This window comes from Hymenobacter rubidus, assembly GCF_016734815.1.
Classification (GTDB): Bacteria; Bacteroidota; Bacteroidia; order Cytophagales; family Hymenobacteraceae; genus Hymenobacter; species Hymenobacter rubidus.
This window is the reverse complement of record NZ_JAERQF010000009.1, coordinates 104,766-120,582: the sequence shown is the minus strand read 5'-3', so window position 1 is coordinate 120,582 and position 15,817 is coordinate 104,766. Positions and strand designations below refer to the sequence as shown.

7 protein-coding genes and 1 tRNA gene are annotated in these 15,817 nt (G+C 67.0%); 1 reads left to right on the top strand and 7 read right to left on the bottom strand.

Annotated features, from left to right (window positions below):
- Window positions 1-17: 17 nt before the first annotated feature.
- From JKL48_RS09005 to JKL48_RS08975, 7 genes are all read right to left on the bottom strand, one after another.
- Entirely contained in the window at window positions 18-1,430 is a 1,413-nt protein-coding gene (locus JKL48_RS09005; protein WP_201981576.1) for a T9SS type A sorting domain-containing protein, read from the bottom strand.
- Between the two features lie 73 nt (window positions 1,431-1,503).
- Window positions 1,504-1,803, bottom strand: a complete 300-nt coding sequence (locus tag JKL48_RS09000; RefSeq protein WP_201981573.1) for a hypothetical protein — start codon at window positions 1,801-1,803, stop codon at window positions 1,504-1,506.
- A gap of 43 nt (window positions 1,804-1,846) precedes the next feature.
- Window positions 1,847-4,930, bottom strand: coding sequence for a glycine-rich protein (locus JKL48_RS08995; RefSeq protein WP_201981570.1), 3,084 nt, complete (start codon window positions 4,928-4,930; stop codon window positions 1,847-1,849).
- A gap of 45 nt (window positions 4,931-4,975) precedes the next feature.
- Complete coding sequence (locus tag JKL48_RS08990; RefSeq protein ID WP_201981567.1) at window positions 4,976-8,362, bottom strand: tail fiber domain-containing protein; 3,387 nt, start codon at window positions 8,360-8,362, stop codon at window positions 4,976-4,978.
- Between the two features lie 525 nt (window positions 8,363-8,887).
- The gene (locus JKL48_RS08985) at window positions 8,888-12,376 is read right to left on the bottom strand and encodes an ATP-binding protein (RefSeq protein WP_201981565.1); all 3,489 of its coding nucleotides are present in this window, start codon (window positions 12,374-12,376) and stop codon (window positions 8,888-8,890) included.
- A 1,018-nt stretch (window positions 12,377-13,394) separates the two neighbouring features.
- Window positions 13,395-13,468: transfer RNA gene (locus tag JKL48_RS08980), tRNA-Arg, on the bottom strand.
- A gap of 107 nt (window positions 13,469-13,575) precedes the next feature.
- Window positions 13,576-14,298, bottom strand: a complete 723-nt coding sequence (locus JKL48_RS08975) for a TVP38/TMEM64 family protein (protein WP_201981563.1) — start codon at window positions 14,296-14,298, stop codon at window positions 13,576-13,578.
- 113 nt (window positions 14,299-14,411) lie between these two features.
- On the opposite strand from JKL48_RS08975, the gene JKL48_RS08970 reads away from it, so the two are divergent.
- Window positions 14,412-15,551 carry a cystathionine gamma-synthase gene (locus tag JKL48_RS08970; RefSeq protein WP_201981561.1) on the top strand — a complete coding sequence of 380 codons (1,140 nt, stop codon included), beginning with the start codon at window positions 14,412-14,414 and terminating at the stop codon, window positions 15,549-15,551.
- The last annotated feature ends 266 nt before the right edge of the window (window positions 15,552-15,817 follow it).

Genomic DNA, 15,817 nt, shown 5'->3' with positions numbered 1-15,817 from the left:
AACGGGAATGGTGCTGGTTACTCTACGGTCAGGCGCAGGGCTGTGCTGCCCGTGCGCACCAGGTACACGCCGGTGGCAAAGCCATGGGGCAAGGCCAGGTGAGTCGTGCCAGCCGCATCGGCCGGGATTGCCAGCACCAGCCGCCCCACGGCATCAAACACCGTGACGGCCGCGCCGGGCTCCGCGCCGATGAGCGTGGCGGCCTGGGTTGTCGGGTTCGGGAACAGGGCCAGCTCCGGCTTCCCACTTACGGCCACGGTCCGTACCGGCGAGTAGCTGAAGGTACCATCGGTATCGACCTGGCGCAGGCGGTAGTACACCAGGCTGGTGCCGTAGCGGGCAATGGCGGGGTCCACCAGCTGGTAGTCGTGGGGCTGGGCGCTGCTGCCGTGGCCGGGCACCAGGCCGATGCGGCGGAACGTACGCCCGTCGGCGCTGGCCTCCACCTCAAACCGGTCGTTGTTTTTCTCCGATGCCGTGGCCCAGCGCAGCAGCGCGTCGGCACCCTGCGGCTCGGCGGTGAAGCGCACCAGCTCCACCGGCAGCGGGTTGGCGCTGGCAGTGCTCAGGGTGAGGCGGCCCAGCGCGGCCGTGGCGAAGGAGAAGCTGCGGGTGGCCCCGCTCACGGCGGCGGCCTGCGGGCTGCCCGTGGCGGCCCAGGCGCTGCTGCCCAGGTCGGCGCGCCAGGCCTGGGCGGGGTTGAAGCTGGTGAGGCCGTTGTCGTCGTCGGCCAGCCAGCTTAGCGTGACGGGCACAGCGGCGCTGGGGGCCGTGGTGGTTTCCACGGTCCAGATGCGGTCGATGCTTTTGCCGGCGGCGTTGGGCAGGCTGGTGGCCCGGCTCAGGTTGTCCGTCAGCAGGCCGGCCGTGCGCGTGGCCGTCACCTGGCCCAGGCCACTGCGGTCCAGCGTGAGGCCGTGGCCGAAGTCGAGCACGCCGGAGCCGGCGGCGCGGATGATGCGCAGGTTACCTTGCACGTACTGGCCGGTTGTTTCCCCGCTCAGGGTGGCTCCGTCGGGCAGCGTAAGGGTGGCCGTGGGAGCGGTGCGCAACAGGCCGCTTTGCAGCGTGAGGGCGGTGCCCACCGTCAGGTCGGCGGGCAGGGCCAGGGTACGCTGGCCCACGGCGCCGGTGTTGTTGAGCACGAGCGTGGCCACGGTGGCCGCGCCGGGGGTGAATACCTGGTTGGCGGCGCCGTTGAAGAGCAGCGTACCGCTGGAGGCCAGCGTGCCCGCGTTGGTCAGGTCGCCGGTGAGCTGCACGGTGCCGGCGTTGGCCAGGGTGCTGCCGGCGTTGTTCTGCACCGCGCCCCCCACGTAGAGCACGGCCCCGCTGCCCACGGTGATGGCGCTGCCGTCGTTGGTGAGCGTGGTCTGGGCCAGGCCGGCCAGCGCGGGCAGCAGCAGCGAGAGAGTCAGGGCTATTTTCATGGGTACAATCAAGAGTAAGAACATTGGGGAAGGTGCTGGGGCAGACGGTCCGGTCCGGCACGTAATGAATCAATTACCACCGGGCCTGTGCGCCGGTCGCCTCCAGCCGCCGCAGGCGGGCCTCTAAGGCTTCGGTGGCGGCCGTGGTTTCAGCTTTTAGGGCAGTATTTTGCTGCTTGAGGGCTTCAATCTGGGCCTGCTGCTCCTTGATGGCCTCGATGAGCACGGGCGTGAGCTGGGCGTAGTTCACGCTCTTGTAGCCGTCGGCGTCAGTAAATACCAGTTCGGGGTACACCTTTTCCAGCTCCTGGGCGATGAGGCCCACCTGCCCGGCCCCGGCCACCCCGCCGTGGGCCACGCCCCACGACCACAAGTGCCACCTCGGCGAATACCGGGGTGCCTTCCACGGTCAGCAGTTACTCTACCGCCAGGCGCACGGTGGTAGTGCCGCAGCGCACGGCGTACACGCCGGCCGGCAAGCCCGCTAGCACGGTCGTGCCCTCGGCATCGGCCACGGCCGTGCGCACCAGCCGGCCCAGCGCATCCAGCACCTGCACCGCCGCCCCCGCCGCTGCCCCGCGCAGCGTGGCCACGCCAGCGGCCGGGTTAGGATACAGCACGAGACCCGCCCCGGCCACCACCACCGAGCGCACGGGCGAGTAGCTGAACGTGCCATCCTGGTCTATCTGCCGCAGCCGGTAGTAGAGCCGCGATGCGCTGGCCGGCAGCCGGGCATCGGCCAGAGCGTAGGCGCGGGGCCCCGAGCTACTGCCGGCCGCCGCCACCGTGCCGATGGCGGTAAAGGCGGCCCCGTCGGGGCTGCGCTCCACCTCGAAGCGGGCGCTATTGATTTCGCTAGCCGTGCGCCAGGCCAGCGCCACGGCCCCCGGCTGCGCCGTGGCCGTGAAGGCCACGAGCTCCACCGGCAGCGGGCCGGTCACCGTAAATACTGGCCCGTTGTACGCAGCCAGCGCGGCCGAGGCCACGCTCACCGGGCCGGTGCTGGCCCCGGCGGGCACCGTGGTGGTGGCCTTGTAGTCATCGGCGGGCGTGGCAAAGGCGGCCCCGGCCAGCGAGCCGAAGCTGAACCCGGTGGCATCCGTCAGGTTGGTGCCCCGCACGCTCACCACCGTGCCGGCCGGGCCGCTGGCCGGGTCGATGGCCACGATGGTGGGGAAGCTGCGCACGTAGTTGCTGGTAGTACCCGTGAGGCCGAATTGGGTCAGCGTGCCCGCGTAGCCTTTCCCGCTCAGGTCGGGCAGGGTGGTGAGGCCCGCGTTGTTACCCCCGGCCGCGCCCTCGTCGAAGGTGAAGTAGACTTGCAGGTTAGTCAACTCCTGCGCCACTGGGGTGGTATTGAACATGTCGGCCTGCACCTGCGCCGCCGTGAGGGCGGCGCTGTACACGCGCACCTCGTCGAGCCGCCCGGCCAGGTACTCGTTGAAGTTAGGCGAGCGGCCGAGGCGCAGGTTGCTGGTGTTGCTGGTGCTGCTAACGGCGGGGCTAGTGGTGGTAGAGGCGGTGAGGCCGGTCACGTCCACGCCGTTGAGGTAGGTTTTGAGGCTGGTGCCGTCCCAGGTGGCCGCTACGTGGTTCCAGGTGCCCGCCACCAGGGGCGTGGTGCCGGTGGCGTAGGTGAGGGTAGTGGTGCCGCCCTGCCACACCTGGGCCTCCACCAGCCCGTTGCGGATGAGCAGGCCGTAGTCGCCATCCTTGCGGATAATGGAGTTGGCTGCCGCCGCCGTCGTCCCCGCCGTCGCCCCCGGATTGAGGTACACCCACGCCTCCAGGGTGTAGGCACCGACGTTGAGGTGGGCCACCCCCACCGCCGATGGACTGATTGTCACCCGGTCGTCTACCCCGTCGAAGTCGAGCGCGTTGTTGGCGATGGACACGGGCGTGATGGTCATCGAGCCATCGCCGATGGTGGGCACGCGGGCGTAGCTGACGTATGTGCTGCCCGCCGGCAGCACATACGACGAGCCGCCGCCCCCCCCGCCCTGGCCGGAGCCATTGTTGCCACTGCCCGTGCCGTAGCTGCCCCCGCCCCCGCCGTAGTAGCCGCCCCCGCCGCCGCCCACTTGCAGACTAGGCGCGCCGTTGCCACCCGTGCCGTTGCTGCCGACACTGCTGGCGGCGTAGGCATAGCCGGGCGCGGTAGTGGTGGCGCCGCCGCCTTCCAGATTATGGAGGTTGTAGGCACCGTTACCCCCGGAAGGTGCGCCGCCATTGCCTCCGGGAATAGGCTGCGTGCCGCTGGTTGTGCCGCTGTTGTAGAAGAGGGTAACGTTGCCGCCCCCGCCCCCGGCCACGAGCAGGGCATTGCGGCTGGCCAGGTAGTCGCCGGTGCTGCCCACGGCCGGGTTGCGGCGCAGGTCGGTGGCCCCGCCGCCGCCGCCGCCGTTGAGCGAGGCACTGCCGCCCCCGTTGTAGCCGCCGTCGTTATTGCCGACGACATAGTAGCTGTGGCCCTGGCCGCCCACCTGCACGGTGAGCACTTCGCCGGGCACGACGGTGACGTAGCCCGTGGCCTGGCCGCCGTGCGAGTCATATTGCGAAACGACGTTGCTGCTGCCCCCGGCCCCGCCCTGGGCCACCACTTGCAGCCGGAAGATGCCGGCTGGCACGGTATAGTACTGGGGGCCGCCGGTGTAGTTGAAGGTGGTGGGGGTAGTGCTGGTTACGGGCGTAATGGTGAGCATGCCGTTGCTGTTGCCGTAGGCCGTGGCCGTGGTCACGCTGTATTGCACATTGGTGGCCGTGGCCGTGGCCCACGACGAGCCGCCGCCGCCAGCGGCCCCGTGATTGCCGCCGCCGGCGCCGCCAGCGGCCCCGCCGCCCCCGTAGTAGCCGCCGCCACCGCCCGCGTTGTAGCTGGTGGCGGTTGACCCATTGCCGCCAGTGGGGCCATTGCCGGGCACCCCGCCGCCACCGGGCGCGGCCTGCGTAGCCCCCAGGCCAGGGTTGGTGCCGTTAAATATACTCCCGTCGCCCCCGGTGGGGGTGCCGCCCGCGCCGCCGACGATATTGCCATAGTCGCTGCCCCCGCCTCCACCCGCTACCACCAGCGCGTTGCGGGTGGTGAGGTAGTCGCCGGTGCTGGTGGCCGCGCTGTAGGTGCGCCGCAAGTCGGTGGCCCCGCCGCCCGCGCCCGTTTGGGAGCCGTTGCCGCCCCCGTTGTAGCCGCCCGCCGGGGTGCCGGTGTTGCCCGAAGCCCCCTGGCCGCCCACCACCACGGTAAGCACCTCGCCGGCCGTCACGGGCACTACCGCCTGCACCACCGCTCCGGGGGCCAGGGCCGCGCCACCGTTGCTGTTGCCGAGGTTGCCGCCGCTACCGCCCGTGGCTACTACTTGCAGGGCCGTGATGCCTCGCGGCACGGTGTAGGTCTGGGGGGCACCCGTGTAGCCAAAGGTGGTGACGTTTTGGGCCAGGGCCGGGAGGGTGGCGGCCAGCAGCGCGGGCAGCAGCCACTGGCGTAGGGCGAAGAAAGGGCTCATACAAGCAATGGGAATGGCATGGCGAAAAGAATACTGCTGCCGGGGCTAGCGGCTGGCGTGGGCGGGGCTGGTGGCGGCCTCTAGCGCCCGCAGCCGCGCCTCGAAGGCTTCGGTGGTGGCCGTGGTTTCAGCTCTCAAGGCAGTGTTTTGCTGCTTGAGGGCTTCAATCTGGGCCTGCTGCTCCTTGAGGGCCTCGATGAGCACGGGCGTGAGCTGGGCGTAGTTGACAGCCTTGTAGCCGTCGGCGCCGGTAGACACCAGCTCGGGGTACACTTTTTCCAGTTCCTGGGCGATGACGCCCACCTGACCGGCGCCGGCTTTGCCGCCGCGCCGGATGCCCAGCGCGTTCCAGTCGTAGCGCACCCCGCGCAGGGCCAGCACCGAGGCCAGGGCCGCGCCGATGGGGCGCACGTGGGTTTTGAAGCGGGCGTCGGAGTTGGTGTTGAACGCCTGGGCGTTGACCGCGCCGTTCACGCCCAAGCCGTTTTCGGCGAACACCCGCACCACGCGGTTGCTACCCGTGCCCGCGCCGACGATGTCGAGCGAGCTGCCGTTGGAGAAGGTGCCGTAGCCGATTTTGCCCGCGCTCACCTCTTTGCCGCTGATGCCGGCCCCGAACTCCAGCGTGTTGGCGCCGTCGATTTTCATGTTGCCCGCCACGTGCAGCTTGGCGCCGGGCGTGGTGCCGATGCCCACGTTGCCGTTGTTGAGCAACACAAACTGGCTGGTGCTGGTGCCGTTGGCCGAGAGGTAGAGGTTGGCGGCGGTGGTGTAGAGGCCCACGTCGTTGCCGTTGCTGTAGTTGCGCTTCACCCCGTGGCTGGGGTTGCCAAAGTACACCGCCCCAGCCGTGTTATCGGTTTGGCCTACAGTAACGGCCGCGCTGGCATCGGCGGTGCGCACGTCCAGGGTGGTAACCGGGCTGGTGGTGCCAACGCCCACGTTGCCGCCCGTCAGGCTGAAGTTGTTACCCGCCTGGGTGATGGTAGTGGCCTGGCTCAGTGTGCCGCCCAGCCCCACGCTCTGCCCGGTTAAGGTGAGGCCATTACTGGCCGTAGTGGCGGGCGTGGTCACGGCGGCCGTGGTTTGCACCGTGTTATCGGGAAAGCGGAAGCCACCGGTGTTGCTGAATACCTGCCCGGCCACTTCCAGCGCCTGGGTAGGGGCGCTGGTGCCGATGCCCACGCTGCCGGTGCTGCGGTACACATTAGGGCCGCTTACGCTCCAGGTGCCGGGCACGTTCACAAAGTTGCGGCCATCGAGCACGGGAGTCGCATAGACCGGAGCCGGCGTAATCGTGAGGCTGCCATTAATGCTGTTGCCCGTTAACATCACGATGGACGAGCTGCCCGTGGGCGTCACCCACGACGAGCCCCCGCCCCCGGCGCCGCCCCCGCTGTACGAGCCGCCGCCGCCGTAGTAACCGCCGCCGCCGCCGCCGCCACTGAAGGTGGACGTTCCCCCGCCTTGCCCTAGGCTGCCGCCGCTGTTGCCGCCCGCCGTTTGGGTGCCGCCGGTGGCGCTAACTGTGGTGGGGCCGGTGTTGAACGTAGCCGTGCCGTTGCCGCCATTGGGCTGGCCGCCGGCACCGCCTTCTGAATAGTTAGGGGAGTATCCGCCCCCACCCCCGCCCCCGGCCACCAGCAGGCGGTCGGTCAGCGCCCCGCCGCTGACGCGCACGTCGGTGGCCCCGCCCCCGCTGCCGCCGTTCGTTGCCACGCTGCCGCCGCCGTTGTAGCCGCCAGCGGCTCCGCTGACCGTGTTGCTGAAGGCCCCGGCCCCGCCCACGCGAATCTGCAGAACCTGCCCCGGCGTCACCTGGAGTGTGGCCTGCACCCGTGCCCCAATCCCGCCCCGCTGAAGGGTGCCGCTGAAGTCGAGGCCACCGCCGGAGGCGCCCACCGCATCGACGCGCAGGCTGGTGACCCCCTCCGGCACCGTATAGGTCTGCACCGTGCCGGTATAGGCGAAGGCCTGGCTCGGGTTCTGGTAGGGCTGCTCGGTGGCAGCCAGGGCGGCATCCCAACTGGTGCCGTTCCAGGTGTTGAGCCTGTTGGTGGTGGTGTTGTAAACAACCAACCCGGTAGCCGGGCTGGCTATGGCATTGCGCTGGGCAGTGCTCAAGCGCGGGGGGAGCAGGCCCTTCGTGGTGCTGCTCACCTCCAGCGCCGCCGAGGCGGCCGGCGTGGTGCCGATGCCCACGCTGCCGCTGCTGCTGACGGCCACGCCGCTGCTGCCGCCGTTGCCCACCAGCAGGTTGGTGCCCAGGTTCAGGTTCTGGGTGGCGGTGTGGTTGCCCAGGTTATCGGCCGGCACCGCCACGGTTCCCCCGTTGGTGAGGCTAATGGTCGCACCGCTGATGCTGAGCTGTTGAGCGTCGAAAGCAGCCGTGGTTTGGACGCTATTGTCAGGAAAGCGAAACCCGCCAGCGCTGCTGAATACCTGGCCGTTCACTTCCAGCTTTTGGCCGGGGGTGCTGGTGCCCACGCCCACGTTACCGCCCGGCAGGGCCGTGAGCACCGGCAGGGTGATGGGGGTGGCCACGTAGGTTTTGAACGCCAAGTCCCAAGTGGCCGCGACGTTGTTCCGGCCGCCGGCGTAGGGGTCGTTGGAAGCGAACGCCACAAAAAGATGCGTCACGGCCGCGCTGGTTTGCAGGCGGTAGGTGTACTGCTGACCGGCAACTACGGCCACCGGCGTGGTCAGCACAAACGGCTGGAAGACGCCGTACACGTTGTTGAACGTGATGGCCTGCGTGGTGAGCAGGGCACCCCCCGTGCCTTCGCCCGCGTAAACACTCAGCGTACCGGGCGCGCCGTTGGCCCCGTTGGGCGACGACACATACAAATCAAGCTGCGTCAGCAGGCCGCTGATGCCGGCCGTGAACGACTGCCACATATCTGCGTCGCCCGTTACCGGGCCGGACGTTAGCTGCTGCTGGTCTACGCTCGTTGAGCTGCCCGTATTGGTCAGTTTAAAGGAATTACCGGCCTGGTCGACGGTCGTTGCCTGCGTTAGCGTTCCGCCGAGCCGGACATCCGGCCCGGTCTTGGTCAGGCCGTTGCTGGCCGTCACGGCCGCGCCCGCCGCCGTGGCAAGTTGCTGCCAGTTGGGGGTGGCCGGGGTGCCGGCGTTGTAGTAGAAGCCGGCCGTGCCCCCGGTCTGATACACAATAAGGCCCTTGGCCGGGCTGGCAATGGCCGTGGCATCGGCCACGCGCGGCAGCAGGGCACCCTTGCTGCTGCTCACGATGTCGAGCGCCGCCGATACGTCGGGGGTACCGGGGGTGCCGATGCGCACGCCGCCGGTTTGGGCCTGGGCGGCAAGGGGGGCGGCGAGCAGCAGCCCGGCCAGGAGCATCAGGCCCCGGCCCGCGCCGCGCCGCAGCGGCGCCGAAATAATGGAGAGATGCTGCATAAGAAAGCGGAACATGGGATTGGCGAAAAGCGAATGGGTGAATACTGCGTGGGGTAGCGGGGGCCAGCGTTGCCGAACAGCGGCGTCGCGGAGGAAGAGGTCATGCTGGCTTGTAGAGGGGTATGCCCAAAAATCAAGGCATGCGCCGGCCGGGGGGTGAGCCAAGAGGGGGCAATGCCCGGCCAGCGAAGCCACCACTGTCAGGTTTTCCCGCATGGGCTTGCCGCGTCCGTAGCCCGTCGTTGGGTTGGTGTTGGGGCAGTGGCCGCAACTGCTACACAAAATTCCTCACTTCCCGCCCAACGCGTGTGCACATCCCTGCCAATCTTGCACAAACTGAAGGTTGCGCTGCATTTTGGCAGAAAATTGCACATGCCCAGCGTGCCTGCTTCGTTGCTTCTGCCACTGTCGGGATTTCCCGCGCGTGCTTTTATTTCTCCCCACTCACGCGCTGCCCCAACCCAGCCCCCGGCGGCGCCACAACGCTCCCGGGCGCGCCGCCCGGCGCGGTGGTGACGGCGTACGGCGCACTGAGCCGGCCTACGCGGCGCGCTCAGGACGGGGTGGACGGTAGTCGCTGGGCCGGCGGCCAAACCGCTCGACGTAGAGGTCGCTAAAGTTCCTGGCCGAGCCAAAGCCCACCGCCTCGGCCACCGCCGCCACTGTGCCGAAGCCACCCGCTTCGAGCAGCAGCCGGGCCCGGTGCAGGCGCATTTCGCGCAGCCAGGCCGCGGGCGTAAGGCCGGCCAACTCGCCGAGCCGGCGGTAGAGCGTGCGCTCGCTCACGGCCAGCAGGCGGGCCAACTCGGGCGGGCCAAACCGCTCATCGGCCAAGTGCGCGGCCACGCGCGCCTGCCATTGCTCCAGTTGCTTGCCCGCCCCGGCTGGCGGCGGGGCTGGGACTTCGGCCCCGCTTGTCTCCGCTGCGGCTGGCGCGGCCACGACAGCCGCGGCCGGCTCTTCTACCACTTCCACCGGCTGGGCCGCAAATTGGCGGCGCACCTCGTGGCGGGCCAGCAGCGTGCGCACCCGGGCCAGCAGCTCGGCCGGGGCAAATGGCTTGGTCAGGTAGTCGTCCACGCCCACGGTGAGGGCGGTCCGGCGGTGGGCGTTATCGGCCCGGGCCGTGAGCATGAGCACGGGCACGCCGGCCCGCGCGGGGTCGGCCTTGAGGCGAGCCACCAGCTCCGTGCCGCTCAGGCGCGGCATCATGGCGTCGGTGGCGATGAGGTCGACGGGTGCTTCGCGGCTGAGCAGCTCCAGCGCCTCCTGGCCGTCGGCGGCGGTGAGCACCTCGTAGGTGGGGGCCAGTAGCTCGCTTAGGTACTCGCGCAGGTCGGGCTGGTCTTCCACCACCAGCACTCGCGGACGGGAGAAGTAAACAGGGAAAGGAGCGACGGCATTAACTGCGGTGGCTGGCTCTGCTACTTCGGCTTCCCCGGCTTCAAATCGCGCCGCTTGTACGGCATCACGTTGGGCTTGCAGCTGCTCGTGCGTCGCCACCTCCGCCGGAAAACGCAGGGTGAAAGCGGCGCCCTGCCCGGGCGTGCTGTTCAGCGTGAGCGTGCCGCCCAGCAGCTCGGCCAGCTCGCGGCTCAGGGCCAGGCCCAGGCCGGTGCCGCCTTGTGCCTGCTTTTGCGGGCTTTGGTAAAAGCGCTCGAACACGCGCTCCTGCTCGGCCGGCGCGATGCCGGGGCCGGTATCGCACACGGTCAGGGTGTAGTAGCCGTCGGCGGCGGGCAAGGCGGCCGTCAGGCGCACGGTGCCGCTGGCGGGGGTGTGGTTCAGGGCGTTGCCCAACAGGTTGGTCAGAATCTGGTCCACCTTGTCGGCGTCGAAAAACAGGTTCAGCTTCTCGGGCAGCGGCTCGGCGCCGTGCAGGGCCAGGCCGCGGGCGGCGGCCAGCGGGGCAAACGACGCCACTACCCGCCGCAGAAAGGGCGCCACGGCCGTGGGCTCGGGCTGCACCGTCAGGCGGCCGGCTTGCAGGCGCGTTAGGTCCAGAATGCGGTTTACCAGCTCGTGCAGGCGCCGGGCTTGGCGGTGGGCCAGGGCCACGGGCGCGCGCACGGCGGCCGGCAGCTTGTGCGCGGGGTTGCTCAACAGACCTTCGAGCGGGGCCAGCACCAGCGTGAGCGGGGTGCGCAACTCGTGGCTGGCGTTGGCGAAAAACTGGTTTTTCGCCGCGTCCAACTCGCCCAGGCGCTCGGCCTGGGCGTGCAGCTGGGCGGTTTGGACGGCTAGCCGCCCGTTCAGGCGGCGGGTAATATAGAAGGCCAGCGAAATGGCCAGCGCCAGCAAGGCCAGCAGCCCGGCGCCAGCTCCAGCCAGGCGCACTAGGCGGGCCTGCTGGCGTTCGCGCTCGGTGAGGTGGGCAATTTGGGTGGCCTGCTCGCGGGCGCGAAACCGGCCCTCGGTCGCGGCCAGGGCCGCAAACTGCTGGGCCTGCCGCAGCGTGTCGGTGATGCCCTGGGTGCGGCAGGCGTACAGGTAAGCGCTGTCGTAGCGGCCAACCCGGGCATAAGCCTGTGCCAGCAGTTTCGTGGTTTGGCTTAGGGAGAGGGAGCTGCGTAGCTGCTGATAACTCCGCCGCAGGGGCCGCAACAAGGTCAGCGCGACGACCGGCTCCCCCATGGCCAGGGCAAAGCCCGCCAGCTTCTGGCAGGACTTGCGCTGGGAAGTGGTGTGGGTTTCATGGGTGAGCAGGGCCACGGCCTCGGCCAGCAGGCGGCGGGCCCGTTCGGGATGCGCCGCCTGCTGCTGCCAAGCGGTTAGCCCCAGCGTTAAAGCCCGCGTCTCCGTGTAGGCAAAGTCTTGGCCCTGCCAAAGGGCCGTCGTCGTGTGGGCCGAAACCCCGTGCGGCAGCCAGGCACGGGCGCGGGCCAGCCAGGGGGCCGCCTTCGCGGGCGCTCCGGCCTGCAGCGCCAGTTGCGCCGGCACCAAGCTGAGGCCCGTGATTAGCAGGGCAACATTGGGGTCGGCGCGTCGGGCAGCGGGCGAGGTCCCCGCCTCCAGCAGGGCCGTGGCTTCGGCAACCAGGGCGGTGGCGTCGGCGGCGGGCCGGCGGCTGTGCCCCTCCAGCACGAGGGGCAGGTAATAGTTCAGCAACACGTCGGCCAGTATCACCCCCGCCCCGACCCCGGCGGGGAGTTGCTGTTCGTAGCGGCGGGCAGTGGCCAACGCGTGCTCGTAGGCGACTTCGGCCTGGGAATAGTTGCCCTGGGCCGCGTAAGTTTCGCCTATCAGGGACTGCATCCAGCTAATACCGGCCAAGATGCGCTGCTGCTGGTAAAGGTTCCGGGCCCGCTCGTAGCAGCGCAGGGCCTGCGGCAAGCGGCCTAAGGCGCGGTAGGCCGAGCCGGTATTGGCCAGAATACCGGCCAGCGGGGCTTCTCTCAGCCAGCTTATGGCGGCGGGCTGGGCCGTGGCCGGGGACGGCACCGAACTGCTGTCGAAGCCCGCCACGCGAAACTGCCGGGCCGCCTGCTGGTAGTAGTAAAGCGCGCTGTCGTAGTTGCCTCGCCAATAGTGCTGTATGCCGATGGTGTGGGCCAACTTTATTACCTCCGTCGGCTGTTGCTTGCTTTGCCGGACACCGGCCAGCCGCCAGGCTCTCCCCAGGTAATGGAACGCGGAATCGGGGCGGTGCAGAGCTAAAAAATCATTCGCCAAGCGAACGTACGCCAGCAGCCGGGCCAGCGAGTCGGCAGGCCAACGGGTGCGGGTTGCTTGCAGGCGGGCCAGGTCGGCGGGCCGGAGTGGTGGCAGGGCCAGGGAGCGGGGCCGCGGGCGCAGGGTATCGGCGCGCCGGCTGGCCGGCGCGCGCTGTACGGAGTCGTGGCGGGCATCCCCGTGTGCTTGGGCCACGCGCACGGGCGGCATACCGCGCAGGTCGTGGGCGGGGGCCGCCGGGCGGGAGCTGGCGAATGCAAGCCCAGGTAGTAGCAACGCGCCAAATAGCCAGCGAATCAAATTTTTTCGGCGGCCCGGACCAGCCAACTGCTGGAACAGCTCTAAAACAAAGTGCATAACGGCTTCATAACAAGCGCGGTGCGCGGGCCTAAGAGGCGTCAAAAGTATGTCTCAATCTTGTTGTTTCGCGCCTCTTTCACCGGTTAGGCTCAATGGAGAACGGCGGCTGGCTTACGTGCTCTGCGATGCAGCGCGCCATGATTTCTGCACCAGCGTCGCTTGCAAGCGGTTTTGGCCCAAACCGGATTCCCAACGCCTTCACCTGCTGCTTTTCCTGCGCTGCCGCTCACCATTTCGAGGACTGCCGATACGTCGGGTGCTGTGGTGCCGATGCCTACGTTGTTGGTCTGGACCTGGGCCAGCAGCGGCGTACCCAGTAGCAACCCGGACAGAGCAGAAAGACTGGCTGGAGCCTTCGCAGAAGCAAGGCGTCAAGGAAGAAAAGGTCTTCATCATTTATAATAACGAGAGTGTCAAAAAATGAAAGCTAGCGGCAGCAGGTGGGTAAACTCACGGATGGGTGAGGTCCAACGAAGCCGTTTCGCCCGGGCTTTTACGCAGGGTACTATCTCGCCCAGATTCCATCGTTGGCCCTGCCTCCAGGGGAGTCAGGCATGTGCCGACAGCCGCTAGCTCCTGCTTACATAAAGCTCCTAATTCCCACAACAAAGCATGTGCGCATTTCTGCCAATTTTGCACAAACGAGCATTTGTACTGCATTTTGGCAGGGATTTGCGCATGTTCAAGGGCCTAGCTCCGGGTTTCTCTAACAGTTGAGCTTGCCACACGGGCTTTGCCGCTGCCTGGCAGCCTGGCGGCGAGTTACACTTAGGGCATGCATTAATGACCGGAGAAGTGGCGGGGCCAGCGGGCGTAGCCGTGAAGGCCGTCAGCTCCACGGGCAGGGTGCTGGCCCCGGTGGCGGTAGAGCAAGCGCGGCCCCTGAAGGGGAGGGCAATTCCAACGGCTACATTGCCCGCGCCCTAAAAATACCTCCCAGCACGGTGGCCAAGTACATGAAATGACACGGAATAAATAAAAAAGGCCCTCAGTATTATACTGAGGGCCTTTTCTGTGGTCGTGTAAGGAGTCGAACCTTAAACCTTCTGATTCGTAGTCAGATGCTCTATCCAATTGAGCTACACAACCATTTCCCGTGTTGGGAGTGCAAAGGTAAGAAAGAGAAATCTGGCTTTACAAGCCGGTGCTGTAATTTCTGAGAACATTTTTTTGCTTTTTGCGCAAGGTGCTCACAATCAAGCTTGCTTTGAGGCGTTTGTGGTGCCTTTGTTGAGGGCCCGCTTCAAAGCCTGGTTAAAAAGGTAGTAGATGCCGAAAAATGAGGCCACCACCAGCGCTAGCAGTAGCAGCTTGCCGGTGGTGCCGGTGCCGGGGTCTTTCAAAAGCGTGAAAACGTCTTTGGCCTTGGTGCCGAGCCAGTAGAAGAACAGGCTGCGCGGCAACATCCCCGCAATGGAGGCCAGCAGGAAGGGCCCGCGCCGCACCCGCATGATGGCCAGCACAAACGTCATAAGCGCGAAGGGCGTGACGGGCGACACACGGGTGAGAAAAATCAGCTGCCAGCTGTCGGTTTTCAGCTCCTTCATTACGGCATCGGCCTTGGGGAAGTGGCTGAGGAAAGCCAGCATCTTGCCGTGGTCGAGAGTGGTGGCTATCTGGTAGCCCAGCAGCGCGGCCAGCGCATAGGCCACTACCATGCCCGGAAACCCGCTCCAGCCCAGGTAGAAGCCTGTTATCAGCACCACGGCGGTGGTGTTGACGAGCGAAAAGGCCATGGCGATGCCTACAATAATGAAGTAGAGCAGGCTTTGGGCGGTGGTGAGGTTTTCGAGGAATTGCTGGTTGCGGTAGAGCACAAACGTGAGCGAGGAGCTGCCCAGCAGCGGCACGGCCACCAGCAGTACCATCGACAGCAGCGTGGAGAAGTTTTTCTGGAAAAGCTCGCGCAGGAATCTCATGAAGGCAAAGGTGGTGAACAGCGCCGGGATGCCGGCTAACTGCCACGGGGCCGGCCGCTGTCGGCTAATACGTAAGGGCCCGCTCACTATGCCGAAAAAACTACCTTTGCCCCATGAAATTCGCCACCAAAGCCATTCACGCCGGCGTGCACCCGGACCCCGCCACCGGGGCCATCATGACGCCCATTTACCAAACCTCGACCTACGTGCAGACCTCGCCCGGTCAGAACCAGGGCTTTGAGTACTCGCGCACGCACAACCCCACCCGCTCGCAGCTGCAAGCCGCCGTGGCCGCGCTCGACAACGGCAAGCACGGCATCGCCTTCGCTTCCGGCATGGCAGCCATCGACTGCGTGATGAAGCTGCTCAAGCCCGGCGACGAGGTGATTTCGACCAACGACCTCTACGGCGGCAGCTACCGCCTCTTCACGAAAGTGTACGAGCCCTTCGGCATCAAATTCCACTTCGTGCCCATGCACGACATGACCGCCGTGCGCGCCGTGGTGAGCGAGAAAACCAAGCTCATCTGGGTCGAAACGCCCACCAACCCGCTGCTGAACATCATCGACATCGCGGCCGCCGCCCAAGTTGCCAAGGAAGCGGGTGCCCTGCTGGCCGTGGACAACACCTTCAGCACGCCCTACCTGCAAACGCCCATGGATTTGGGGGCCGACATCGTGATGTACTCGCTCACCAAGTACATGGCCGGCCACTCCGATACCGTGATGGGCGCGCTGGTGGTGAACGACGACGAACTGCACCAGCGCCTGAGCTTCTACCAGAACGCCTGCGGCGGCACGCCCGGCCCGCAGGACTGCTTTCTGGTGCTGCGCGGGCTGAAAACGCTGCATATCCGCATGCAGCGGCACTGCGAAAACGGCCGCGCCGTGGCCGAGTACCTGCGCCAGCACCCCAAAGTGGAAAAAGTGTACTGGCCCGGCTTCGAAAACCACCCCAACCACGCCGTGGCTGCCCGCCAGATGCGCGATTTCGGCGGTATGATTTCCTTTGTGCTCAAAGGCGACCGGCAGGAAGACGCCATTGCCGTGCTGGAGAAGTTCCAGTACTTCACCCTAGCCGAAAGCCTGGGCGGCGTGGAAAGCCTCTCGGGCCACCCCGCCACCATGACGCACGCCAGCATCCCGGCCGAGCAGCGCCGCAAGTCGGGCCTCAGCGACTCGCTCATTCGCCTGAGCGTGGGCATTGAAGACGCCGAGGATTTGATTGCAGATTTGGCCCAGGCCATTGGGTAGGGTAGAGCAGTTAAAAGTTAGAGCCATTTTGGCGTCAGTGGGAGTAGGGGCGAGGGCGTACCTGGTTGGCTTTACCTCTGCTTCGTTCAGCATATAAACCAACCTCTTGCCTGCCACCCCACGAAAAGCCAGCGGCTCTCAACGACTAGTGTTGCGACGGCTTCGCGTCGTCGCAACACCTTGGATTAGACCAATGCCCCAGGTACGTTACGGGTGGGAAGGCAGGCCTATATTTGACAGGGTTTTCCTTACCAATTTTTTCCTGT

Excerpts from the sequence above, each read along its gene's own strand:
- JKL48_RS09005 (WP_201981576.1), bottom strand. The coding sequence starts at position 1,430 with ATGAAAATAGCCCTGACTCTCTCGCTGCTGCTGCCCGCGCTGGCCGGC.
- JKL48_RS08995 (WP_201981570.1), bottom strand. The coding sequence starts at position 4,930 with ATGAGCCCTTTCTTCGCCCTACGCCAGTGGCTGCTGCCCGCGCTGCTG.
- JKL48_RS08990 (WP_201981567.1), bottom strand. The coding sequence starts at position 8,362 with ATGTTCCGCTTTCTTATGCAGCATCTCTCCATTATTTCGGCGCCGCTG.
- JKL48_RS08985 (WP_201981565.1), bottom strand. The coding sequence starts at position 12,376 with ATGCACTTTGTTTTAGAGCTGTTCCAGCAGTTGGCTGGTCCGGGCCGC.
- JKL48_RS08975 (WP_201981563.1), bottom strand. The coding sequence starts at position 14,298 with ATGAGATTCCTGCGCGAGCTTTTCCAGAAAAACTTCTCCACGCTGCTG.
- JKL48_RS08970 (WP_201981561.1), top strand. The coding sequence starts at position 14,412 with ATGAAATTCGCCACCAAAGCCATTCACGCCGGCGTGCACCCGGACCCC.